Origin of the sequence: Panacibacter microcysteis, from assembly GCF_015831355.1 — a bacterium.
Taxonomy (GTDB): domain Bacteria; phylum Bacteroidota; class Bacteroidia; order Chitinophagales; family Chitinophagaceae; genus Panacibacter; species Panacibacter microcysteis.
In genome coordinates this window covers 542,889-563,487 of sequence record NZ_JADWYR010000002.1, presented here as the reverse complement: position 1 = coordinate 563,487, position 20,599 = coordinate 542,889, and the positions used below count along the sequence as shown (strand labels likewise).

The window sequence follows — 20,599 nt, the reverse complement described above, 5'->3', positions numbered from 1 at the left end:
ATAGTGTTGCTTTTAAAACACTGTACAACAACGCCAGCAGCGCCGGTTATTTAATCAGTTCCTTCAGCTTGGCTGCAAGCTCTTCACCGCGAAGGTTTTTGGCAATGATGATACCATTGGGATCGAGGAGAAAATTCTGTGGTATCGATTGCACGCGGTAAAGCTGTGCTGCTGCATTGCTCCAGTATTGCAGGTCGCTCACATGCCACCAGTTAAGCTTATCCATTTTTATAGCGTTTAGCCAGCTTTCCTTATCCTGGTCGAGCGATACACTGAGAATGGTAAAGTTTTTATTTTTGAATGCGTTGTATGCCGCTACCACATTCGGGTTTTCCATACGGCAAGGCCTGCACCAGCTTGCCCAGAAATCGATCAGCACATATTTACCTTTAAACTGCGCCAGGGCTACATCTTTACCAAGTGTATCTTTCTGTGTAAACTCCGGCGCTTTTGTACCAACTGCACCAATCTTTGCACCGCTTATTACGCGTTGAATACTTTGTGCATACTTACTGTTCAAAGCGTTTCCGCCAAGTATCGACATGCGCCTTTCCAGCAATTCAACATCTTTGTTGGGGTCTGTATCAAAACTGTAAGCAAGTGCAAGCGCAGCTACCGGGCTGTTCCTTTTCCTGTTTACAAAACGTTCTATTGATGTCTGGTAAATATTATAGGCCGTATTAAGCATGATGGCTGCAGTATCACGCTGCCCTTCCGAAGCTGCAGTTTGCATTTGCTGGCGGTACATGATCACAAAATCACCCAGTGGTTTTACTTCATTCATAAAAGACTCGTAATCGTTTTGCGATTGCGAGCCCGTAATTACCACATCATCCAGTGTTGGTGCTGATGCCGTAATGCTAAGTGTATCGTTACCGATAAACAGAAACATTGTGCGCTCAATACCGGGTAACACAAGTATCACGCCTTCTGTATTTTCTAATTTACCATTCAGTGTAAAGGCATTGTTATGAACAGTTGCTTTGGAAAGCGTATCATTTCTGCCATCTGTAGTAGCAAGAAATATAATACTGTTTTCCGGCAGCCCGCCAATTTTTCCGCTGATGCTAAAACCGTTCTGGTTGTTCTGCGCGGCAAGACCAAACGGTAATAATAACAGGCTCAATAGTACACACTTCATACTTATTTATTTGAATGACGGTTTTGTAAAATATAGAGCACGTCCTGCAATTTATAACCCTTGGCGTTAAGCAAAATCAAATAATGAAACAGCAGGTCTGCACACTCATTTAAAAATAATTCATCGTTTTTATCCTTTGCTTCAATTACCACTTCCACAGCTTCCTCGCCCACTTTTTGTGCAATCTTGTTAATACCTTTTGCAAAAAGGCTTGCTACGTAAGAGTTTTCCGGTGCCGCTTTTTTGCGCAGGTTTATAATGTCTTCCAGGTAAAAGAGAAAATCTTCGTCGTGGTTGCGCTCACTCCAGCAGGTATCAGCACCGGTATGGCACACGGGCCCAAGCGGGTTGGCTTTTATCAGCAATGTATCATTGTCGCAATCTACTGCAACACTTTTCAGCTCCAGGAAATTGCCGCTCTCCTCTCCTTTTGTCCACAGGCGTTTTTTGCTGCGGCTGTAAAAAGTAACCTTACCGGTCGTTTCTGTTTTATGGTAAGCTTCTTCATTCATAAAGCCAAGCATCAAAACCTTGTGCGTGGTATAGTCCTGTATAATTGCCGGCACCAGACCATCTGCATATTTTTTAAAATCAACTTTCATATTGCCTGTGTGAAAAATGAAGAGCGAAGTTATATTATTTTCATTTGGCCGGTGGTATTGGCCGGCAGATAAAAAAGGAAAGTAAACAGGTAACCGGCAGTGGGTACTTTGAGCATCGTCCCTTGTGTCACTCACTTGTACGGCATATCACTGTGCACCTGCGCCGGGTGCATCGGCGCACCTGTTATGCAATCCGCGGCAGTAAAAGATAATGGCCTTCTTCTGCAGCAGGAACAAAACTATTGACCTTAAAAGCAGTTGCAGCAATATATTTATTATCTTCCTTTTTCAGGCTGCGCAAATGCCGGTCTTTTACAAACACAGATTTTGTACGTGCTACCATACAATCAACGGGGTTGTGCCCTGTGCTGCTAAAAGATATGCAGTACAAGAGTGCGACGCAACCAAAGCTGCATAGCGTACAAATGCCGGGTAACAAATATTTCTCAAACATTTTTTTAGAACTACAACAGACTGCTATGAAAATTGAAGACATCAAAGTTTTGAAAGGTCCTAATTACTGGAGTGTACGCAGGCCAAAACTAATACAGGTGCGGCTAAACCTCGAAGAACTGGAGCAATCACCTACTGATAAAATAGACGGCTTCCCCGACAGACTGGAAGCGATGTTTCCTTCTATGTACGAGCACCGCTGCAGCGAAGGCGCACCCGGTGGTTTCTTCAAACGGGTAAAAGAAGGCACCTGGATGGGGCATGTTATTGAGCACATAGCACTGGAGCTGCAAACGCTGGCCGGTATGGATTGTGGTTTTGGCAGAACACGCGGCGCCGGTGTGGAAGGTGTATATTTCGTAGTCTTTAATTATATGGAAGAAGATGCAGGTGTATATGCGGCCAAAGCTGCAGTACGCATTGCACAGGCACTGGTAGATGGTACCGGTTACGATTTAACCGCAGACATACAGCGCCTGCGCGAAATAAGGGAAGACACCAGGCTGGGGCCTTCTACCGGCTGTATTGTGGAAGAAGCTGCAAAAAGAGGCATCCCTTATATCAGGCTCAACAAACAAAGTCTTGTACAGCTTGGTTATGGTGTGCACCAGAAAAGAATACGCGCCACCATTGCCAGCACCACCAGCAATATTGCAGTAGATATTGCCTGCGATAAAGAAGAAACAAAAGCCCTGCTGGAAGCGGCTGAAATACCTGTACCACGCGGCACTGTAATACGCACCGAAGAAGGCCTGAAAGAAGCAATCGATAAATTTAACTACCCGCTGGTAATAAAGCCGATCGATGGTAACCATGGTAAAGGCAATACCACCAACATCACCACGTGGGAGCAGGCCACCAAAGCCCTGGAGGCAGCCAGGCAATATGGCCGCAACGTGATCGTAGAGAAATTTATTACCGGCTTTGACTTCAGGGTGCTTGTGATCAACTACAAATTTATTTGTGCCGCACTGCGCACACCCGCAGCCGTTACAGGCGATGGTGAACACAATATTCAATGGCTGATAGACGAAACAAACAAAGACCCGAGGCGCGGTTATGGTCATGAAAAAGTGCTCACGCAAATCACCATTGACCAGTTTACACAAAAAATGCTCGATGAGAAAAACTACACGCTGGAAACTGTGCCGCCAAAAGGCGAACTGGTGCTGCTTAAATCAACGGCAAACCTCTCAACCGGTGGCACTTCCACAGATGTAACCGATGAAGTACACCCTGCAAATATTGTAATGTGCGAACGTATTGCACGCATCATTGGTCTTGACATCTGTGGCATTGATATTATGGCAAAAGACCTGCGCACACCCGTAAGCGAAAATGGCGGCGCCATACTCGAAGTAAATGCAGCACCGGGTTTCCGCATGCACATAGAACCAAGTGAAGGCTTACCGCGCAATGTGGCAGAGCCCGTGATTGACATGCTGTTCCCCGACAGAAGTGAAGGGCGCATTCCTATCATAGCCATTACCGGCACCAATGGCAAGACCACCACCACCAGGCTTACTGCGCATATCTGCAAATCTGCAGGCCGTAAAGTTGGCTATACCACCAGCGATGGTGTGTATATACAAAACCAGATGTTGATGAAAGGCGATTGCACCGGGCCGCTCAGCGCGCAGTTTGTACTCAAAGACCCCACGGTAGATTTTGCCGTACTTGAGTGTGCCAGGGGCGGCTTATTAAAAAGCGGTCTTGCCTTCCAGCATTGTAATGTAAGCATCGTTACCAATGTAACCGCAGACCATCTTGGCTTGGGTGGTATTGATACACTGGAGCAAATGGCCCGTGTAAAAGCAGTGATACCGGAAACAACCTACAAGCATGGTTATGCCATCTTAAACGCAGATGACGACCTCGTGTACAACATGCGCAGAGACCTCGATTGCAATGTGGCATTTTTTAGTATGGATGAAAACAATCCGCGCATTAAATCGCACACGGCAGGCGGCGGCTATGCAGCAGTATACGAGCATGGTTATGTCACCATCATGAAAGGCACCTGGAAGATCCGTGTACTCAAGGCATCAGAAATCCCGATAACCTATGGTGGCAAAGCATTACACAATATTATGAACACGCTGCCCGCCATACTGGCCAGCTATCTTTTCAAAGATATTTCTATCGAAGACATTCGCACGGCGCTTACCACATTTGTACCTTCTGCTTCACAAACACCGGGGCGGTTGAATATGTTTGAATTCAAAACATTCAGGTTCCTGGTAGATTTTGCGCACAACCCTGCAGGGCTTGAGCTGCTGTGCGACTTTGTAAGCAAGATGGATGGCACACCAAAAGTGGGCATCATCAGCGGTACGGGCGACAGGCGTGATGAAGACATCAAAGACCTTGGCCGCATTTCCGCCGGTTGCTTTGATGAGATCATTATACGGCAGGATAAACACCTGCGTGGCCGCACGGCTGAGGAGATTGTAAACCTGCTGGTAGAAGGCATTAATGAGAAGAAAACAAAAGACATTCCCGTTACCATTATACTCAATGAGAAAGAAGCCATTATGCATGCATACAACAATGCCAAACCGGGTTCGCTGGTAACCATTATGTGCGATGTGGTGGCCGAGGCGCTCGATCTTATCAAAGACCTGAAAGAAAAAGAAGATGCCGCAACGCTGGTAACTGCGTAAGCGAATACATCACTATTAACAGCCGGTAACCATTGTGTTGCCGGCTGTTGTTTTTTATGGCATCGGCGGTTGTGTCACTCACTTGTACGTTCGGTTGTTATGGCGGCTGCAGCGATCTGTTGGCTATCTCCGTGCTGTATAAACAACAGGACTGTTATACAAAAAAACGACCAAAACAGCAATGTGTTTTTCTCATACATTCCTGTGAAAAATCACGTTGTTTATTTCTGTAACTATTGTTTGATTTGTAACGCCAATGAACCTGTGCTGCAGACTTAACCCCGACAATTATATAAACATGACTCCACAAATATTTCAATTTTTTAAGTAGCAAAAAATTTCACTGTTAGTTGTTGCGGAACGGAAAGCGATTGAAAATCAAACAATAGCGTTTTAGACTTTGGATATTTATCGTTGGCAGCAACCCTTAAAGATAGGACCGAACAATAATAATAAAAAGAAAGTATGGACATAAATGAAATTCAAATCTTTAAAATTGACTTGAACGAAGAAGATGTTGAAGTAATTGACTCCTCAACATATGGTGACGATTTGGTTGAATATTTAAAGGAACTCTTTGGAGTTGTTATTTCGGGAAGTAGTGGTAGACAGTTTCTCTTTGACAGGGAAACAACTGAAGTAAGGGCACAAATAAAAAGAATCAATAACAATGAAGACTTTGCAGAAATCACAAAGATTATAGCTGATAGACTTCTTAGTGTTGAATTTGAAGCTCAAGAAAGAATGTCAAAACTTGGTATTACAATTCAAAAAGGCATTTTAGTGCAAGCAAAAATTTCGGAAGACGGGCAAGACAAATTTATTATTTGTAAAGCCGACCACAATGAATTTTTGAATGAAGTGAATTATCAATTGTCTCGTGGCCTTCCTGTTAAGAAAAAGGCATTTAAAGCATTTGTATGTAATCTTCATTCTGACAATTCAATTGATGGAATTTTGGTTTATGACACTAACCCGTCTGACACAAAATATTGGTGGAAAGAATTGTTAGAGCTTAATATGGTCTTTACAGATGAAGATAATACTGAAAAGGCTTTTGATGCCATTGATAAAGCGGTCTTCACAAAGATGAAAAAAGAACATCCCCAAGACTACACATATCTAAGAAACAGTACTGTTAAGTATTTCCGTTCTAATGACAGATTTGAAATACAAGACTTTTTAGATAACGCAATAGGAAACTATACGCCGTATTACACCAATTTGAAAATACCGGAATTAAAAGAGAAAATTAGAGAACTTCCATCAAAACTACGTTCTCCATTTGATAATCAATTCAATATCATAAAAGATAAAGTCAAAGCAAGATTCTTGAGCAAAGTAAAATTAACACCTGAAATAGATTTACATATAAAAGGTGACTTTGCAGACAATACAATCTTTGCCACTGAAGAAAGTGACGGTGCAAAATATGTTAAAATCAAATCTGATGAAGGTTACAAATACTTCAAAAATCTTGAACAAGTAAATAACCAATGAAATTCATAGATGAATTCATAATAGCACTTTTCCCTGACTATTCTATTGTAAATTCAATAGAGAACATTCAGGAGTTAAAAGCAAGTTTGAAAGCAAGTCAATTTCAAACAGTCGATAAAGAACTTCTTGAATCGAAGTTTAACTTTATACAAGAAAGAGATTCAATACATGTTTCAGTAACGTTTGGAGAGTCCGACCCAGTAATTTTTAATTCGAGTAAAATTGACTTTGGTGGATTTATAACAGCGTTAGAACTAGAAGCATTACATTTAGATGGTGAAGTAATTTCAATCGTAATTACGATAAACAAATCAGTTAAAGATTCTTCTTGTACAATTTACGACTTCAAATGCTTTGTTAGCACATTTAATGGTTATGAAGTAGGGCAGTTTTTTCAAATCTTCTCTAAACTATTTGAGTTAGGACAATTTCTTAGATTCAAGATTTTTGGACTTAAAAAGGCTTTCTATACAAGTTCTATCCGCTTTGAACCATTATCAGAATACACATTAATTCAAGAAAACTCAAAAAGAAAAGAAATTTTTGAATATTTCAAGGCTCAATGTCATTTTAGTAATATTGAACACTTTTGTTTAGTTCCGAGTGACTTTAAATTAATCTTAAAAGATGACGAGCAATCAGAGTTAAACGAATTGATGAATAGATATGCAAATCTAATTTCAATCATTTTCTTATTTGACATAACATCAATAATTGGAAATTCAATCGAATTTAAAATCAATGGTTACAAGTCAATAAAAGGAATATCAGATGTTGCAAAATTACATTTACAAGAGTTTGATGAATATTACAACATATTTGAGTGGGTTTACAATGGTGGTAATCTAACTGACAAAATTGGACTGTCTAGAAATATTGTTTCACTTCATTTTAGAACTGCAGGTGAATTATACCTAACAGGCAGTCCCTTTCAATCTGTAAAATCAAGCTTCAAGGTCTATGAAAAACAAAATATTAAGCAATACATTGAGACTAGAAATAAAATTTCAGACCAACTTTTAGACTTTAATAATAGAGCAAATAAAATTGTAGAAACGTTTGCAAGTGGTTTTCAAAAAAGCACTCTTGCCTTAATTAGTTTTTATCTTTCTGCAATTGTAATTCGTGTTCTAAGTAAAGGAGACTTCGTAAATATTTTCTCTTTAGATGCAACTATATTGTCCTTGGCATTTTTAAGTGGTTCAATAATCTATTATTGGGTGTCAAGATGGGAAATCAAAGAACAGAGAACTCGTTTTATAAATAGTTACGAAAATTTAAAAAAAAGATATACTGACTTATTAGAACCTGATGACATCAAAAAAATATTAAATAATGACACCGAATTTCAGCAAGACCTTAACTTTATTGACAAAAAAAGAAAAGCATATAGTAGAATGTGGTTAATTGTTGTTGTATTATTAGCAAGTTCGACAATGTTTTTGTTTATCACTTATAATTTGACACAGTTATCAGACACATTAATTTTCAAATTAATTTTTGGGAATGCCTGTAATTGTGAATAACTGCATTGATAACAAAAGAAGGGCAGCTGCCAACACACGTTTCCGTCTCCGCAGCGTCTCCTGCAATGGACGCTGCGAAAACCGAGTCTTGACCGAGTTTTTATTTAGTTTTTAGTTGTTAATTTCATCATCAGTTTTTCAATCGGCTCCAGTCGCCGGGCGGACAAAATAACAATTCCATCCCTGCGTCAAGCCTCGAACGTTAGCTGTAACCCTGACACAAACCTCAATTTCTACAATAAATGACCGGGACTTTATCACAAATAATTACTTTAACATCATTTGGTAACGACTTTATATTTAACAACAAACTGAACGAAAATTTTGATACTAATCTTTCTTTCAAGTATTGCAATAAAGTTGACTTTAGGCTTTTTGAAAAACCGTTTTTCTTTATGAAGCAAAAGGAGAAGGTCATAGCTGACATTCCTAACGACTGGTTTAAGTATTTAAAGAAAAATGGTTGTAAAAAACTACGTTTATATTTTAGAAGTTCAGCAGACCAATCTTTTGCAAAGGACTATAAACTTGCAGGACTTGTAGGTGGTGGTGGAACTTGGTTTGTTGAAGCTGTTTATGAAAAATATTCTAATGCGTGGGCTAGTAGATGGGAAGTGACAAAAAAGCACGACCCTAACGATAATATTTGGACTGTTAATTATGCACAGACACTTTCCAATTTACCAACAATGGATTTGCAGATTTCACTTCAAAAATCTAAAGAAGAATTACAAACAACTTTGACAGAAATAGAAGCATTTGCAATTGGACAAAAACTTGATTACTGGAGCGATCAATTTACGAAGGCAAGACATGCATTAATATCAAACACACCAGAGAGTTTTTATTACAACTCTGATTTAGTTGTAAACAACAATTATTCCTTAACGGCAAGACAAATATTATATGCGGCGGGAACTGCTTGGGTTTTTGGCGCTATGGGTTCCTGGAATGACCTTGGGTTTAATACGAAAGAAGACAATGAAAAATATGAGACATTAACTGAGACTTTGTATGCAAAAGTTAACGAAGCAATTATCTCAGCAACAAACTCATATTGACCGAGAAGGCTACAGCCTCCGTCTCCGCAGCGTCTCCTGCAAGGGACGCTGCGGGTGGTTTAAGCAACTTTCAATCTCTATAGCGTTTCCTAAAACAACTATGCCTTGAAATGCATTCATATGCAAAGCATTTTTAGTTCTTTGCAATACCGCTTCGAAGTCGCCATGAAAAACGGAACGCACAAGTGAGTGACACAACGGGTGACGCCTTAAAAAACTACTGCCGGTGACCAAAAAAATCATGTTAATTTCGTTTCCGCAGCATTGTTATGTATACCGCAGAGTGCCTTTCAGGAGAAGCTGCGAAAACCGAAGACGTAATTGTAAAATGCAGAAACAAAAATCTAATAAATTAGGTTGCCTGATATATACTGTTATTTTAGTGATAATGATTTCCGCTTTTCTATCTTTTTTATTTTGGATGCTAACTAAATTTAAATTCCAAAACGATTAACATAAACTTTAAGCTCTCTATGTCCGCAAAGCCTTCTTTAAGGTACTCTACAAGTGGTTAAGGGAAATTCAGTTTTCGACTGCGTTCCTAAAAGAACTCTGCCTTGAAATACATTCATATGCAAAGCATTTTTAGTTTTTTGCAATAGCGCTTCGAAGTCGCCATAAAAACGGTACGCACAAGTGAGTGACACAACCGGCGATGCCATAAAAAACTACTGCCGGTCACCACAGAAAAATGAAGATGTTAAATGCTTTGGGAAATTGCTTAAGTCTCAGCACGTCTACCGAAAGCACCGGTTTATCGCTTACAGCGAATATGAATTTCGCAAAGCGCTGAACGCTATCTTTATACTAATGAAACACTCCAATCATTTAAAGATGCGGAAAATATACTTGCTGTTCATTTTATCATTTACGCCTTTTTTTTGTCTTACGCAGCCGTATAAAACAACCTATAAACAGCTAAAGGAATTTGAAGGTTTGTATGAGTATATTAACAACACCACACTTAAAATAGCTGCTTCACCAAGAGACACGCTATTGTATGCTGTTATTAATGAAAGCAAGTACAGGTTGACACCCTATAGCAGGGATTTGTTTGTAAATATGTCTAATGAAAAAGTGCAGTTCTTCAGGAATACAAACAACACCATTGCGGGCTACATTGCAGGAAAAGACAGCTTCAAACTGTTGAGCAAAGATGTCTTTTTCCCGGAGATGAGCTGGTACCCGAGATTACCGACTGCCAAAAACGCTGTTTATAAGTACGAGGAACCAAAAGCATATAAAGACGGCCTGGAAACGGGTCATATCCGGCAGTCAGGATTGGACACGGCATTGTTATCTGAAATGATGCGAAAGATCATTGATGGTACTTATCCAAATGTTCACAGTGTTTTAATCATCAAAGACGGCAGACTAGTTTTTGAAGAATACTTTTATGAATACAACAAAGATAGTCTGCACGAATTGCGTTCTGCATCAAAGAGCTTTGTATCAGCACTTACGGGCATTGCAATTGCAAAAGGTGTTATTAAAAGCAAGCACGAAAAGGTGCTTTCCTATTTTCCTGAATACAACATTGCGAATAATACTGACACAAAAAAGCGCATTACGATTGAAAATTTGCTTACCAATCAAAGCGGGCTTGATTGTGATGTGAGTAATCCAGCATCAGAAGGTAATGAGACCACTATGAATAATTCGGATGATTGGATAAAATTCACCTTAGATCTTCCAATGGTTGACACACCAGGCGGAAAAGGCATGTATTGCTCGGGCAACCCGGTAACGCTCGGGCGTATTATTGAAAAATCAACCAACATGTTGTTGCCGGATTTTGCAAAAAATAACCTGTTTGCGCCCTTGAACATCACTAACTTCAAATGGAATTTTAAACCAGACAAATCAAGTGCTGAGACTTTTTGCCAATTGTATTTGCGACCAAGAGATATGGCGAAGTTTGGGTTATTGTATCTTGACAGCGGCAACTGGAAAGGAAAACAAGTAATTCCGGCAGATTGGGTATATCAATCTTTGGAAAAACAGTCTGTTGTGCAGGGTGTTCATTATGGCTATTTATGGTGGATTAAATACCTAGACGCTGACGGAGTAAGATATTGGGGTAAGGCTGCCCAGCGAAATGGTGGACAAAAGATTTACATATGGGAAGCGCAACATATGGTTACCGTCATTACAGGTGGAAACTATAACGCTCAGTCGCCGGGCGATGAACTAATTAAGCAATACATTCTTCCGGCATTTAATAGGAAATGACGGGCATGATGGTCAGACCGTTTTATAAACCCTTTCGCTTACAGATGATCAGTTCCTGGTCATTGTTGTCTGATATCTCTGCAGGGCGCAAACCGGCTGGTGCGACAACGATCTTTAGTGAATCTCCGTGCAACTCATAAGCAACGCTTACAGCAGCAGAATCGTTGGGCGTCTCCGCTGGCCGGATAATCAATAACCTGGGATTGCCGCTGGTATTCAACCTGAAAGTATACTGCATTTCTTTCCCGGTCTCGTCTATGAACGTAACCTTATCTCCGCGAAAGATGTACTGGTAAGACACATTCTTTGTGATGCCGTTCTGACTTTCCGTTTGCGCTAACCACACTCCCTGAATGTTTACCTGATCGTTGGCTTTTTCTTTTTCTCCGTCAACGCCGCATGACAAAGTGCAAACAAGACACAGTATGAGGAGATAAATTTTCATTACTGTATATTTCCAAAAAGATAAATGTTTTTATATAGTTTGTTGAAAATATATTTATTGCAGTAAATTCTGCAGGTGAAAAGCAGGTTTTCATAGAGTAATAACAAAGGATGCGACACGCACAAATGGCGGTTAGAAAATTTAATGTCAGTCTGGGGTTAATAGCTGGTCAATTCGATGACCATGGCTAAACCTGAATGTTGTATGAAGTTTCGGTCTTCGCAGGGCCTCGTAAAAAACGGCGGGAAACAAAATATTCTGCAAGCATAATCCATTTCGTCTCCATAAAAAATAACACCATGAACTTTCAACAACTTGTTCCGAATGTCTACTATGCAAACATCAGCGACGGCCTGACCATGTTTGTTGACTGCCTGGGTTTTGCTATTGGCCACAACGAAATAAACACGGAACAACCTTTTTGCGTATTGAATAAAGATGGCCTGGGTATTTACCTGTTTCAGCATGCGAAGCTAGCCGCAGAGCACAATCCTGAATCCCGTTTTGTAACTACTAATATTGATGCTGTGTATGAAAAGGTTTCCGGTTCTCATCCGCAATTCCTGCATCCTAATTTGAAACAGGTTACACTTCGTCCATGGGGTGCAAAAGAATTTGCGTTGAGGGATGACCAGGTTTGCATCATCATTCAGCAGTGGTAAAATGATTGGGCATGCCTCATACACAGCAACGCTACAGCCGCCATAAAAACGGTACGCACAAGTGAGTGACACAACCGGAGATGCCATGAAAACTGCTGCCGGCTTACAAATATTTAGCGGATAAGATGATTGGGGAAGTCGCTTACTTTTTTGCAGCATACCTGCTCCATTACCTGTTGCAACTGCGTTTTGAGCATGGAGATGGCATGATTACCACCCTCATTGCCAAGTGCCGCCACGCTGTACATAAAAGTGCGGCCCATAAACGCAAAGTCGGCGCCGGAAGCCAGTGTTCTTGCCACATCAGGACCGGTGCGGATACCACTATCCATCATGATTTTAATCTTGTTCTTATAGTTCGCTACAATTGGCTCCATGGATTTTACGGCCGATTGCCCTGCGTCTAACTGCCGGCCGCCGTGGTTGGAAACAATGATACCATCAAACCCAAGACGGATGGCCATTTCGGTATCTTCTTCGCTTGCCACACCCTTGAGTACCAGCTTGCCTTTCCACATATCGCGTATGGGTGCTATTTTTTCTTCATTTACCCGGCCGGAAAAAGTTTTGTTCATAAACAAACCGAGCTGTTTCATGCTCAACCCTTTTGGCGTATAAGGTTTAAGTGTTTCGAATGCGGGCTGACCATGCAACAGCGTTTTGATGGCCCACTCCGGCCTGCCCATGATCTGTAAAATGTTGCGCAAGGTCATCTTCGGCGGCATGGCCAAACCGTTACGGATGTCTCTGGGGCGAAAACCAAACGTAGGCACATCGCACAACACGACCAGTACGGGGTAACCTGCATCTGCGGCGCGTTGTATAATACTGTCCCGTACACTGTTTTCTGCGGGGTGATACAGTTGAAACCACGCTTTCCCCTGCGTTATCGCTCCTATCTTTTCAATGCTTGCCGTGGTTACGGTGCTGAGTATAAAAGGGATGTTGTGCTCAAATGCAGCTTTGGCAAGTATTTCAGGCGCGTTGGGCCACATGAGGCCCTGTAAACCTACTGGAGCAACACCAAAAGGCGCATCATATACATGGCCGAATAATTCCGTCTTCATATCAGACGAAAGATGCTGTGATAAGTAATAGGGCTTTAATTCAACCGCTCTTAACTCTGCCGTATTCTTTATAAGATTCACATCTTCATTGCAACCACCATCAAGGTATTCAAAAGCAAAACGGGGAATCTTTTGGCGGGCTCTTGTTATAAGATCGTCAATAGAGGGATAACTGCTGTGGTATTTTATCTGCATCGTGTTAAAGTAATTAAACAAGCAAAGCGTACAATTGTATAAACCTGCAGGCACGTGTTAATAGCGCCTGAGCCTGATGAGGTTGCCATGTTGTGCCTGGCTGTTCCATGATTGCTCTATGGCCAGTGCAGCACCCAGTGCCGAAGCCTGCGCCACGGAAGCGGCATATACTTCCACAGCAGGGAAGGCCGCAGCCAGCATATTCATATACACTTCATTTTTGCCAAAGCCGCCATCTACAAAAATAGTTGTCACCTCATCAGTTAATACCAGCCTTGCAGAATGTACCTGCTGCGCTACAATACCTGCTATTAGCTGGTGGTATGCGTCTTCGTAAGTGGCAAATTGTGTAAGATCTTTTTCGCTGAAAGCTGCACCCCGCAACATGTTGGCCGGCTGCAACTTATTTAAAATTGCCGCATCGAATGCCACAGTGGTAAAATAGTTGTTGGCTTTGTTAAAATGCGCTGCTATACGTTTAACCTCCTGCTCATGCTCATAACCCGCAAACACCCGTGCTGCCTTTACAGGCCTGCCCGTGTAGGAAAGATAGCAAAGGCAATCCTGCCGCAGTTCTTCACCGGTCAGTGGCAAGTCATTGAAAGGATTGAGGCTTATGCACCACGTGCCTGTAGAGATGAGTACAAAAGGTGTTGTAACTGAATCGAGGTAGGGTATCAGCGCTGCAGAACTGTCGTGCAAACCTATGCCCACCGCTATTTTGCGGGTGCTGTTCTGCGCATGCACAATGTTATCGCCCCGGTATATGGGTGCAAATTTTGTGCGCATGCCTTCTTCATAAACCCAGCGATGATACTTGTGAATATTGAAATCCCACAAATGCGTATGGCAGCCAACACTGGTAATGTCTGATGCTGCACGGGATGATATGATAAAACTGAGGTATTGCGGCAGGTGCAGGGAATACCTGGTTTGCTGGTACACATGCGGCTGTTCATACTTTAACCGGTACAACTGCATTCCGGAGTTTAAACTGCCCAATACCGGCGAGGCTGTTTCCCTGGCAACCAGGTCTTCGCCGCCATAGGTATCGTAAAATTGTTGCTTTAATGCTTCCGGGTAAGGTTTCAGGTAATTGTATAATGGTGTAAGAGGCTTGTAAAAATCATTGATGTGTACGAGGCTGGCCCCGTATGCCGCAAAATTTACGGCCTGTACGTCATACGTTTCGCTGGTAAAATATTTCCAGTATTGCTGCCATATCCATTGCGTTAACGCCGCCAGGTTTTCACAGGCAAAACCATCTTCGTCTGTAATTTCATCCGGTTGTATACTTTCTTCGTGCAGCACATTATACTGCCTGTCAAACAACAGCAGTTTTTTATTGGTCTTGCCTACGTCAAAAATGAGTATTACAGGAATAGACATGGTATAATAATGAACCCGGCTTTTGAATAACGATTGATCGTCCCTTGCGTCGCACTCTTGTACGGCATAACACAATGCAGCAGCTTCGGCCCTGTCAGCGTTTGTATACACCGCCTGGTATGCGCCGCTATGTTTTGTAAGCAACGCTGCCTGTTATAACCCTGTGGCCACTGTTTTTGCACCGCGCTGTTTAATAAGCTGTGCTCTTATGTCCGCACTTCGGTATAATGCCAGTGGCTGCAAAGCACCGCCACTTCTCAGCCTTGCCTCGGCAACCAATGCACGCACATCTGTACGGAAGGCCTGTTGCAACACCTCCTGTGCTGTTACCACATCATTGTCTGCCTGTGCTGCTGCCAGTTTCTTCCTGTCAACCAGCAGTGCCTGTGCATAGGTGATCATGATGGCTTCTACAGACTGCAACAGGTCTTCCAGCGGGTCTTTTACATTGTGGCTCGCATCAATCATCCAGCCCAGGTCTGTTGCATGGTTCATGCCTTTTGCATCCATGCCTTCTACCAGTTCATTAAAGATGAGGAACAACTGGTATGGTTTTATACTGCCAACGGTAAGGTCATCGTCTCCGTACTTGCTGTCGTTGAAGTGAAAGCCGCCAAGCTTGCCTTCCATTAACAGCAATGCCACGATCTGTTCAATGTTTGCATTGGGCAGGTGGTGGCCAAGGTCAACCAATGTATAGGCCTGGTCTCCCAGCTTGCTGGCATACAGGTAAGACTGTCCCCAGTCTCCTACCGTGGTGGAATAAAAGTTTGGTTCAAAGGCTTTGTATTCTACGAACATTTTCCAGTCTGCAGGCAGCGCTGCATATACTTGCTGTAAACTTTCGAGTGTGTTTTGAAAAGCTTTTCTAAAGTTTAGCTGCCCCGGAAAGCAGGAACCGTCAGACAACCACACGGTAAGTGAATTGGACCCAAGTGCCTGGCCGTATTTAATTACTTCTATATTATGATCGATGGCCTGTTGGCGCACGGCTTTGTCAACATGCTGCATACTGCCAAACTTATAACTCAGCTCCTGCCCGGGCTGGTCCTGGAAGGTGTTCGAATTCATGGCATCGAATTGTATACCATACTGTGCGGCCAATGCTTTTATGTTGGTGGTATTCTCCGGTATATCCCAAGGTATATGCAGTGAAATGGCGCCGCTGCTTTTATTTAACGCATGCAACAACCCGATGTCTGCTATCTTTTCTTCCAGGTTGCGTGGCTCGCCACCACCGCTGAAACGGCCAAACCTGGTGCCGCCGGTACCAAGTGCCCAGCTTGGTATGGCCACCTGGAAATCTACCAGTTTTTGAATGATGGCTTCAGCGTTTTCCACCTCGGCGGCAACAAAAGCTAACCTGCGGTTATGCGTTTGCAGGGCATCATCATTGTGTGCTTCTATCTTATACTTTTCTAACTCCATATGGCAATATTGTGCTTGGCAAATAAAACGTTTATGCTAAATAAAATACTTCTTCCAGGGGCATACTAACGGGCGAATGGTCTGCATTTGTTTCCATAATGTCCTGCATATATGCCCACCACTTTTGCATGACCGGCTCTTTGGGCAGCTCATCCAGTTTGGTGGCATCGGCTATGGTAAGGTAACCAAATAATGTGTTGGTGGCTTCATCGAGAAATATCGAATATGTTCTTATACCCGCCTGATGCAGCAAGCTTTTTAATTCGGGCCATATTTCATGGTGCCGTTTTTTGTATTCGGCTGCTTTGCCTGCAAACAGTTTCATTGTAAAGGCTACGCGTTGCATGATCTTAACGTTGTTGTTATACATATTACACGACTATACCCTGGAATGCTGCTTCATGCTATGCAGTACAAGTGTGCGACGCAAGGAACGATGAGCAGCGGACAAAAGACGGGTACATCATTTTACCTCATAAATGCCATTGCCACACCGCCATCTACATTTAAAACATTACCGGTTGATTTGTTTAGCAAACCACTTACGAATGCATAACAGGCATTGGCTATGTCTTCGGGCAATATGACTTCATTCAGCAATGTTCTTTTGGCGTAGTACGCCGGCAATTCTTCTACTGTAATACCGTAAGCTTTGGCGCGGCCTTCAGCCCAGCCACCGGCCCAGATATTGCTGTTGGCAATTACCGCATCAGGGTTAACCGTGTTCACGCGGATCTTGTCTGCACCAAGTTCTGCAGCCAGTAATCTCGAAAGGTGCGCCTGCGCTGCTTTGGCGCTGCCGTAGCCTGCATTATTGGGCCCGGAAACAACGCTGTTCTTAGACACGATGTTGATGATATCTCCGCCACGATCCTGCTTCCGCATCATCTCTACCGCAAGTTTGGAAACAAGGAATTGCCCTTTCACCAGTATATCGTACAACTTATCCCAGTCTTCGATACTGTGGTCGGTAATTGATTTTGATATGCTGATACCGGCATTGTTCACCACGATATCTACGCCGCCAAAAGCAAGTGCCGTTGCGGCAAAAGCTTTTTCAATACTGTTGTTGTCTGTTACATCGAGCAATACTGATGCTGCAGTATCTCTGCCGAACTGTTTGGTAAAAGCTTCCACAGCGCCCTGCATGCGTTCTTCATTAATATCGTTGATGACCACACATGCGCCTTCTTCGGCAAACTTCATGGCGATGGCTTTTCCAATGCCACCTGCGCTGCCGGTTATCAATGCCACACGGCCGCTCAGTGCTTTCGGTTTGGGCATGCGTTGCAGTTTGGCTTCTTCCAATAACCAGTATTCAATGTTAAAGGCCTCCTGTCTTGGCAGCGAGGTATATTCAGAAATAGCTTCTGCACCCTTCATAACATTGATGGCATTGATATAAAACTCACTTGCCACCCTTGTTGTTTGCTTGTCTTTAGCAAAGCTGAACATGCCTACCCCCGGGTACAAAATGATTACCGGGTTTGCATCCCTCATTGCCGGGCTGTTGCTGTGTTTACAACTGTTGTAATATTCCGCGTACATGGCCCTGTATGCTTCAAACTGCGGTGCAAGTTTTTCTTTCATGGCAGCGGTATTGCTCACATCTTCATCGGGCATCAGGTTCAATACCAGCGGAGAGATCTTGGTTCGCAAAAAGTGGTCGGGGCAACTGGTGCCCATGGGCGCCAGCCTGCCGAGATCGTTGGAGTCAATGAATTCCAGTACACGGTCGTCATCTGTAAAATGCCCGATCATTTTTGTGTGCGATGAACAGAAACCACGCAATACCGGCGCCAGCAATGCTGCTTTTGCAAGCCGCTCTGCTTTGGGTAGCGCAGTAATGCGCTGTCCGCCAAATACCGGCCCTTTTTTGCCGAAGTTATCTTCCAGGTACCCGGCACAGCGCTCAATAACCTGGAGCGTATTTATATAGCTTTCGTAGGCGGTGTTGCCCCACGTAAACAAGCCATGAGAGCCAAGCATAATGCCACGTATGCCGGGGTTTTCTTCCAGGCATGCACGCAGTTTCAAACCCAGGTCAAAACCCGGCCGCTGCCAGTCTACCCAGCCAATAGCGCCATCAAATAACTGCTGCGTTATTTGTTTGCCGTCTTTGGCTGCAGCTATTGCTATGGCAGCATCAGGGTGCAGGTGGTCGATGTGTTTGAATGGTAAAAAACCATGCAGTGGTGTATCTATAGAAGGTGCTTTGGATGCAAGGTCATAAATACAGTGGTTGAACAGTTCCACCATTTCATCTTCGTGTGTTATGCCGCGGTATACATTTGTTAAACTGCGTAAACGCCCGACATACAATGCAGCAAGCCCGCTGCGTTTCATGGTGCCCAGGTCTCCGCCGCTGCCCTTTACCCACATTACTTCCGTTTCATTGCCGGTTAAAGGATCTTTGGCCATAACCTTGCAGGATGTATTGCCACCGCCGTAATTGGTCAGCCGCAGGTCTGCGCCGAGTAAGTTTGACCGGTATACCAGCAGCGCTACTTCATCGCCGGCGAGTGCTGCAGCTTTTGCTTCGTCCCACAAATAGCTTACATGTTTAAATTGTGTGGTTGCTGTGTTCATAGTTTTCTAAAAATATTGTTGTTATCAGCTGTTGTTTTAGTTACACTGATTGTTTTTCCTGTTGTTGTTTCAGCGGTGGTTTTTCATGGCATCGCCTGTTGTGTCACTCACTTCATCGTTCCGCTTTCATGGCAGCTGCAGCGCACTGCATGTGCTGTCATCGGTTATGATGCATACAGCCTTTGCTGCATGTTTTATGCGTCGTGTCAACCCGTAACATTGCGTATCCCGGTTATGCTCCAGTTGCGTGACAGTGCCCGGGTGCTGAACAGTGTGTTGCCGTACAAGAGTGCGACGCAACAGCAGCTCCATGCTTATCCTGCCGCCTGGCTCAAAAAAAATCTCCTTTTCTACCGCGATGAACAACTACTTTATTGAATTGCCATACCCTACCAATAACACAGACAGGATGATGATGATGATACCGGCTATAATTGTTGAGATCGTCTGTTTGTTTACACCTTTCCACTCTTTTAATACCAGCCCCCACATGTTGGCTACAAGAATAATGAACGCCATGTGCAGTATCCATGAGCTTGCGCCGTTGCCAAGTTTACTTTCTCCCATACCATAAAAAAAGAATTGCAAAAACCAGGTAATGCCTGCCAGTGCGGAAAAGAGATAATTGGCGGCCAGCGGTGTTTGTTTGTTGGTATAGTCTCCAAATGTTTTGTTGCGCGCATTCAAAATCATACACCATATAAAATTGGTGGTAAGGCCGCCCCACAACACCACCACGTATGTAACATTGTTCTGGTACAGGAACTCGCCCTGGCCGGGGTTTGCAGCTTTCCACAGGTTGTTGGCCAGTTCAGCCATGGGCTTACCTGCCTCCAGGCCAAAATTGAAGCAGGCGCTTAATACGCCGGACACGATTGCTACAAACATGCCAAGACCAAACCTGTACTCTGTTTTGCCACCGGCGCCATGCGGGTCTGTAGTATGACTGCTGATCTGTTTTTCCTTCATCATACCGGCTTTGCCACAGATAACAATACCTACTATGCAAAGCGCGAGACCCGCCAATACGGTGAGCCCCCAGTTTGTTTGGGTGAGCAGCGATAATGTGTCTTTACCTGCTTTCGGAAACAGGTCGTAATACAAAGCCGGAATCAATGCACCGAATACCATACAGAGGCCAAGTATAACACTGCTGCCGAGTGATACGCCAAGATAGCGGACGCCCAGGCCATACGTTAAACCCCCGATGCCCCATAATACGCCAAAGAAATAACACATACCAAGTGTTGTACCACCTGCACTTTTTATAATGTCTGCAAAGCCGGGTATGGTTAACCAGGCGGCTAGTGGTGGAGCGATCAGCCAGGAAAACAGGCCGCCCACAATCCAGAAGCTCTCCCAATGCCAGCCCCTTACTTTCTTATAGGGCATGTAGAAACTACCCGAAGCAAAGCCGCCGATAAAATGAAATATTACACCAAGTAAAGCCTGCATGTTTTGTTGAATTTTCTATGGCAATGAATGATATATGTAAAAGTAGCCGCTGCCGTTATGCTAACTGTCATGGTCTGTTATGTAAACATTATTCAAATAAAATACATTTCGCAGTAATGCAGGCAGGCAATTATAAACAGCATACCAGCGGCATGGATTATTTTTTAACCGTAATAGATGCAACTTTTTAC

General features: G+C 43.2%; 17 protein-coding genes. 7 read left to right on the top strand and 10 right to left on the bottom strand.

Going from position 1 to position 20,599, the window contains the following annotated elements:
* Positions 1–46 precede the first annotated feature (46 nt).
* The 3 genes from I5907_RS14305 to I5907_RS14295 all read right to left on the bottom strand — a co-directional run bounded on the left by I5907_RS14305 (position 47) and on the right by I5907_RS14295 (position 2,086).
* Complete coding sequence (locus tag I5907_RS14305) at positions 47–1,141, bottom strand: redoxin domain-containing protein (RefSeq protein WP_231402114.1); 1,095 nt, start codon at positions 1,139–1,141, stop codon at positions 47–49.
* Positions 1,142–1,143: 2 nt separating this feature from the next.
* Positions 1,144–1,743 (bottom strand): bifunctional phosphoribosyl-AMP cyclohydrolase/phosphoribosyl-ATP diphosphatase HisIE, encoded by a 600-nt coding sequence (gene hisIE, locus I5907_RS14300; protein WP_196991493.1) that lies wholly within the window; start codon positions 1,741–1,743, stop codon positions 1,144–1,146.
* Between the two features lie 184 nt (positions 1,744–1,927).
* The gene (locus I5907_RS14295) at positions 1,928–2,086 is read right to left on the bottom strand and encodes a hypothetical protein (protein WP_196991492.1); all 159 of its coding nucleotides are present in this window, start codon (positions 2,084–2,086) and stop codon (positions 1,928–1,930) included.
* A gap of 136 nt (positions 2,087–2,222) precedes the next feature.
* Between I5907_RS14295 and cphA the strand changes: the two genes are divergently transcribed.
* The 5 genes from cphA to I5907_RS14270 all read left to right on the top strand — a co-directional run bounded on the left by cphA (position 2,223) and on the right by I5907_RS14270 (position 11,178).
* Positions 2,223–4,859, top strand: a complete 2,637-nt coding sequence (cphA, locus tag I5907_RS14290) for a cyanophycin synthetase (RefSeq protein ID WP_196991491.1) — start codon at positions 2,223–2,225, stop codon at positions 4,857–4,859.
* Between the two features lie 465 nt (positions 4,860–5,324).
* Positions 5,325–6,359: a hypothetical protein gene (locus I5907_RS14285; RefSeq protein WP_196991490.1), complete on the top strand. Its 1,035-nt coding sequence runs from the start codon at positions 5,325–5,327 to the stop codon at positions 6,357–6,359.
* On the top strand, positions 6,356–7,885 hold the full coding sequence (locus I5907_RS14280) for a hypothetical protein (RefSeq protein ID WP_196991489.1): 1,530 nt from the start codon (positions 6,356–6,358) through the stop codon (positions 7,883–7,885). The genes I5907_RS14285 and I5907_RS14280 overlap by 4 nt, the downstream gene beginning before the upstream one ends.
* Before the next feature lie 242 nt (positions 7,886–8,127).
* Positions 8,128–8,946 carry a hypothetical protein gene (locus tag I5907_RS14275; protein WP_196991488.1) on the top strand — a complete coding sequence of 273 codons (819 nt, stop codon included), beginning with the start codon at positions 8,128–8,130 and terminating at the stop codon, positions 8,944–8,946.
* 834 nt (positions 8,947–9,780) lie between these two features.
* Positions 9,781–11,178: a serine hydrolase domain-containing protein gene (locus tag I5907_RS14270; protein ID WP_196991487.1), complete on the top strand. Its 1,398-nt coding sequence runs from the start codon at positions 9,781–9,783 to the stop codon at positions 11,176–11,178.
* A gap of 22 nt (positions 11,179–11,200) precedes the next feature.
* On the opposite strand, the gene I5907_RS14265 is transcribed toward I5907_RS14270, so the two are convergent.
* Entirely contained in the window at positions 11,201–11,623 is a 423-nt protein-coding gene (locus I5907_RS14265; RefSeq protein WP_196991486.1) for a TIGR03067 domain-containing protein, read from the bottom strand.
* A 299-nt stretch (positions 11,624–11,922) separates the two neighbouring features.
* Here I5907_RS14265 and I5907_RS14260 point away from each other — a divergent pair, with 299 nt between their 5' ends.
* A complete protein-coding gene (locus tag I5907_RS14260; RefSeq protein ID WP_196991485.1) occupies positions 11,923–12,285 on the top strand; it encodes a VOC family protein in 363 nt (120 codons plus the stop codon).
* 113 nt (positions 12,286–12,398) lie between these two features.
* Here the strand turns inward: I5907_RS14260 and I5907_RS14255 are convergent, their stop codons facing one another.
* The 5 genes from I5907_RS14255 to I5907_RS14235 all read right to left on the bottom strand — a co-directional run bounded on the left by I5907_RS14255 (position 12,399) and on the right by I5907_RS14235 (position 18,953).
* Complete coding sequence (locus I5907_RS14255; protein ID WP_196991484.1) at positions 12,399–13,547, bottom strand: alpha-hydroxy acid oxidase; 1,149 nt, start codon at positions 13,545–13,547, stop codon at positions 12,399–12,401.
* A gap of 57 nt (positions 13,548–13,604) precedes the next feature.
* Positions 13,605–15,080 (bottom strand): FGGY-family carbohydrate kinase, encoded by a 1,476-nt coding sequence (locus tag I5907_RS14250; protein ID WP_231402113.1) that lies wholly within the window; start codon positions 15,078–15,080, stop codon positions 13,605–13,607.
* Positions 15,081–15,089: 9 nt separating this feature from the next.
* On the bottom strand, positions 15,090–16,364 hold the full coding sequence (locus tag I5907_RS14245; protein ID WP_196991483.1) for a sugar isomerase: 1,275 nt from the start codon (positions 16,362–16,364) through the stop codon (positions 15,090–15,092).
* Positions 16,365–16,395: 31 nt separating this feature from the next.
* Positions 16,396–16,734, bottom strand: coding sequence for an L-rhamnose mutarotase (gene rhaM / locus I5907_RS14240; protein WP_231402112.1), 339 nt, complete (start codon positions 16,732–16,734; stop codon positions 16,396–16,398).
* Positions 16,735–16,832: 98 nt separating this feature from the next.
* Positions 16,833–18,953 (bottom strand): bifunctional aldolase/short-chain dehydrogenase, encoded by a 2,121-nt coding sequence (locus I5907_RS14235; RefSeq protein ID WP_196991482.1) that lies wholly within the window; start codon positions 18,951–18,953, stop codon positions 16,833–16,835.
* On the opposite strand from I5907_RS14235, the gene I5907_RS14230 reads away from it, so the two are divergent.
* Positions 18,924–19,331: a hypothetical protein gene (locus I5907_RS14230; RefSeq protein WP_196991481.1), complete on the top strand. Its 408-nt coding sequence runs from the start codon at positions 18,924–18,926 to the stop codon at positions 19,329–19,331. The two genes, I5907_RS14235 and I5907_RS14230, sit on opposite strands and share 30 nt — an antisense overlap.
* Here I5907_RS14230 and rhaT read toward each other — a convergent pair.
* Positions 19,320–20,408, bottom strand: coding sequence for an L-rhamnose/proton symporter RhaT (gene rhaT / locus I5907_RS14225; protein ID WP_196991480.1), 1,089 nt, complete (start codon positions 20,406–20,408; stop codon positions 19,320–19,322). The two genes, I5907_RS14230 and rhaT, sit on opposite strands and share 12 nt — an antisense overlap.
* Positions 20,409–20,599 lie beyond the last annotated feature (191 nt).

Bases quoted from the DNA above. Each gene is read 5' to 3' on its own strand.
- I5907_RS14305 (WP_231402114.1), bottom strand. From the start codon at position 1,141: ATGAAGTGTGTACTATTGAGCCTGTTATTATTACCGTTTGGTCTTGCC.
- hisIE (WP_196991493.1), bottom strand. From the start codon at position 1,743: ATGAAAGTTGATTTTAAAAAATATGCAGATGGTCTGGTGCCGGCAATT.
- I5907_RS14295 (WP_196991492.1), bottom strand. From the start codon at position 2,086: ATGGTAGCACGTACAAAATCTGTGTTTGTAAAAGACCGGCATTTGCGC.
- cphA (WP_196991491.1), top strand. From the start codon at position 2,223: ATGAAAATTGAAGACATCAAAGTTTTGAAAGGTCCTAATTACTGGAGT.
- I5907_RS14285 (WP_196991490.1), top strand. From the start codon at position 5,325: ATGGACATAAATGAAATTCAAATCTTTAAAATTGACTTGAACGAAGAA.
- I5907_RS14280 (WP_196991489.1), top strand. From the start codon at position 6,356: ATGAAATTCATAGATGAATTCATAATAGCACTTTTCCCTGACTATTCT.
- I5907_RS14275 (WP_196991488.1), top strand. From the start codon at position 8,128: ATGACCGGGACTTTATCACAAATAATTACTTTAACATCATTTGGTAAC.
- I5907_RS14270 (WP_196991487.1), top strand. From the start codon at position 9,781: ATGCGGAAAATATACTTGCTGTTCATTTTATCATTTACGCCTTTTTTT.
- I5907_RS14265 (WP_196991486.1), bottom strand. From the start codon at position 11,623: ATGAAAATTTATCTCCTCATACTGTGTCTTGTTTGCACTTTGTCATGC.
- I5907_RS14260 (WP_196991485.1), top strand. From the start codon at position 11,923: ATGAACTTTCAACAACTTGTTCCGAATGTCTACTATGCAAACATCAGC.
- I5907_RS14255 (WP_196991484.1), bottom strand. From the start codon at position 13,547: ATGCAGATAAAATACCACAGCAGTTATCCCTCTATTGACGATCTTATA.
- I5907_RS14245 (WP_196991483.1), bottom strand. From the start codon at position 16,364: ATGGAGTTAGAAAAGTATAAGATAGAAGCACACAATGATGATGCCCTG.
- rhaM (WP_231402112.1), bottom strand. From the start codon at position 16,734: ATGTATAACAACAACGTTAAGATCATGCAACGCGTAGCCTTTACAATG.
- I5907_RS14230 (WP_196991481.1), top strand. From the start codon at position 18,924: ATGTTTAAATTGTGTGGTTGCTGTGTTCATAGTTTTCTAAAAATATTG.
- I5907_RS14235 (WP_196991482.1), bottom strand. From the start codon at position 18,953: ATGAACACAGCAACCACACAATTTAAACATGTAAGCTATTTGTGGGAC.
- rhaT (WP_196991480.1), bottom strand. From the start codon at position 20,408: ATGCAGGCTTTACTTGGTGTAATATTTCATTTTATCGGCGGCTTTGCT.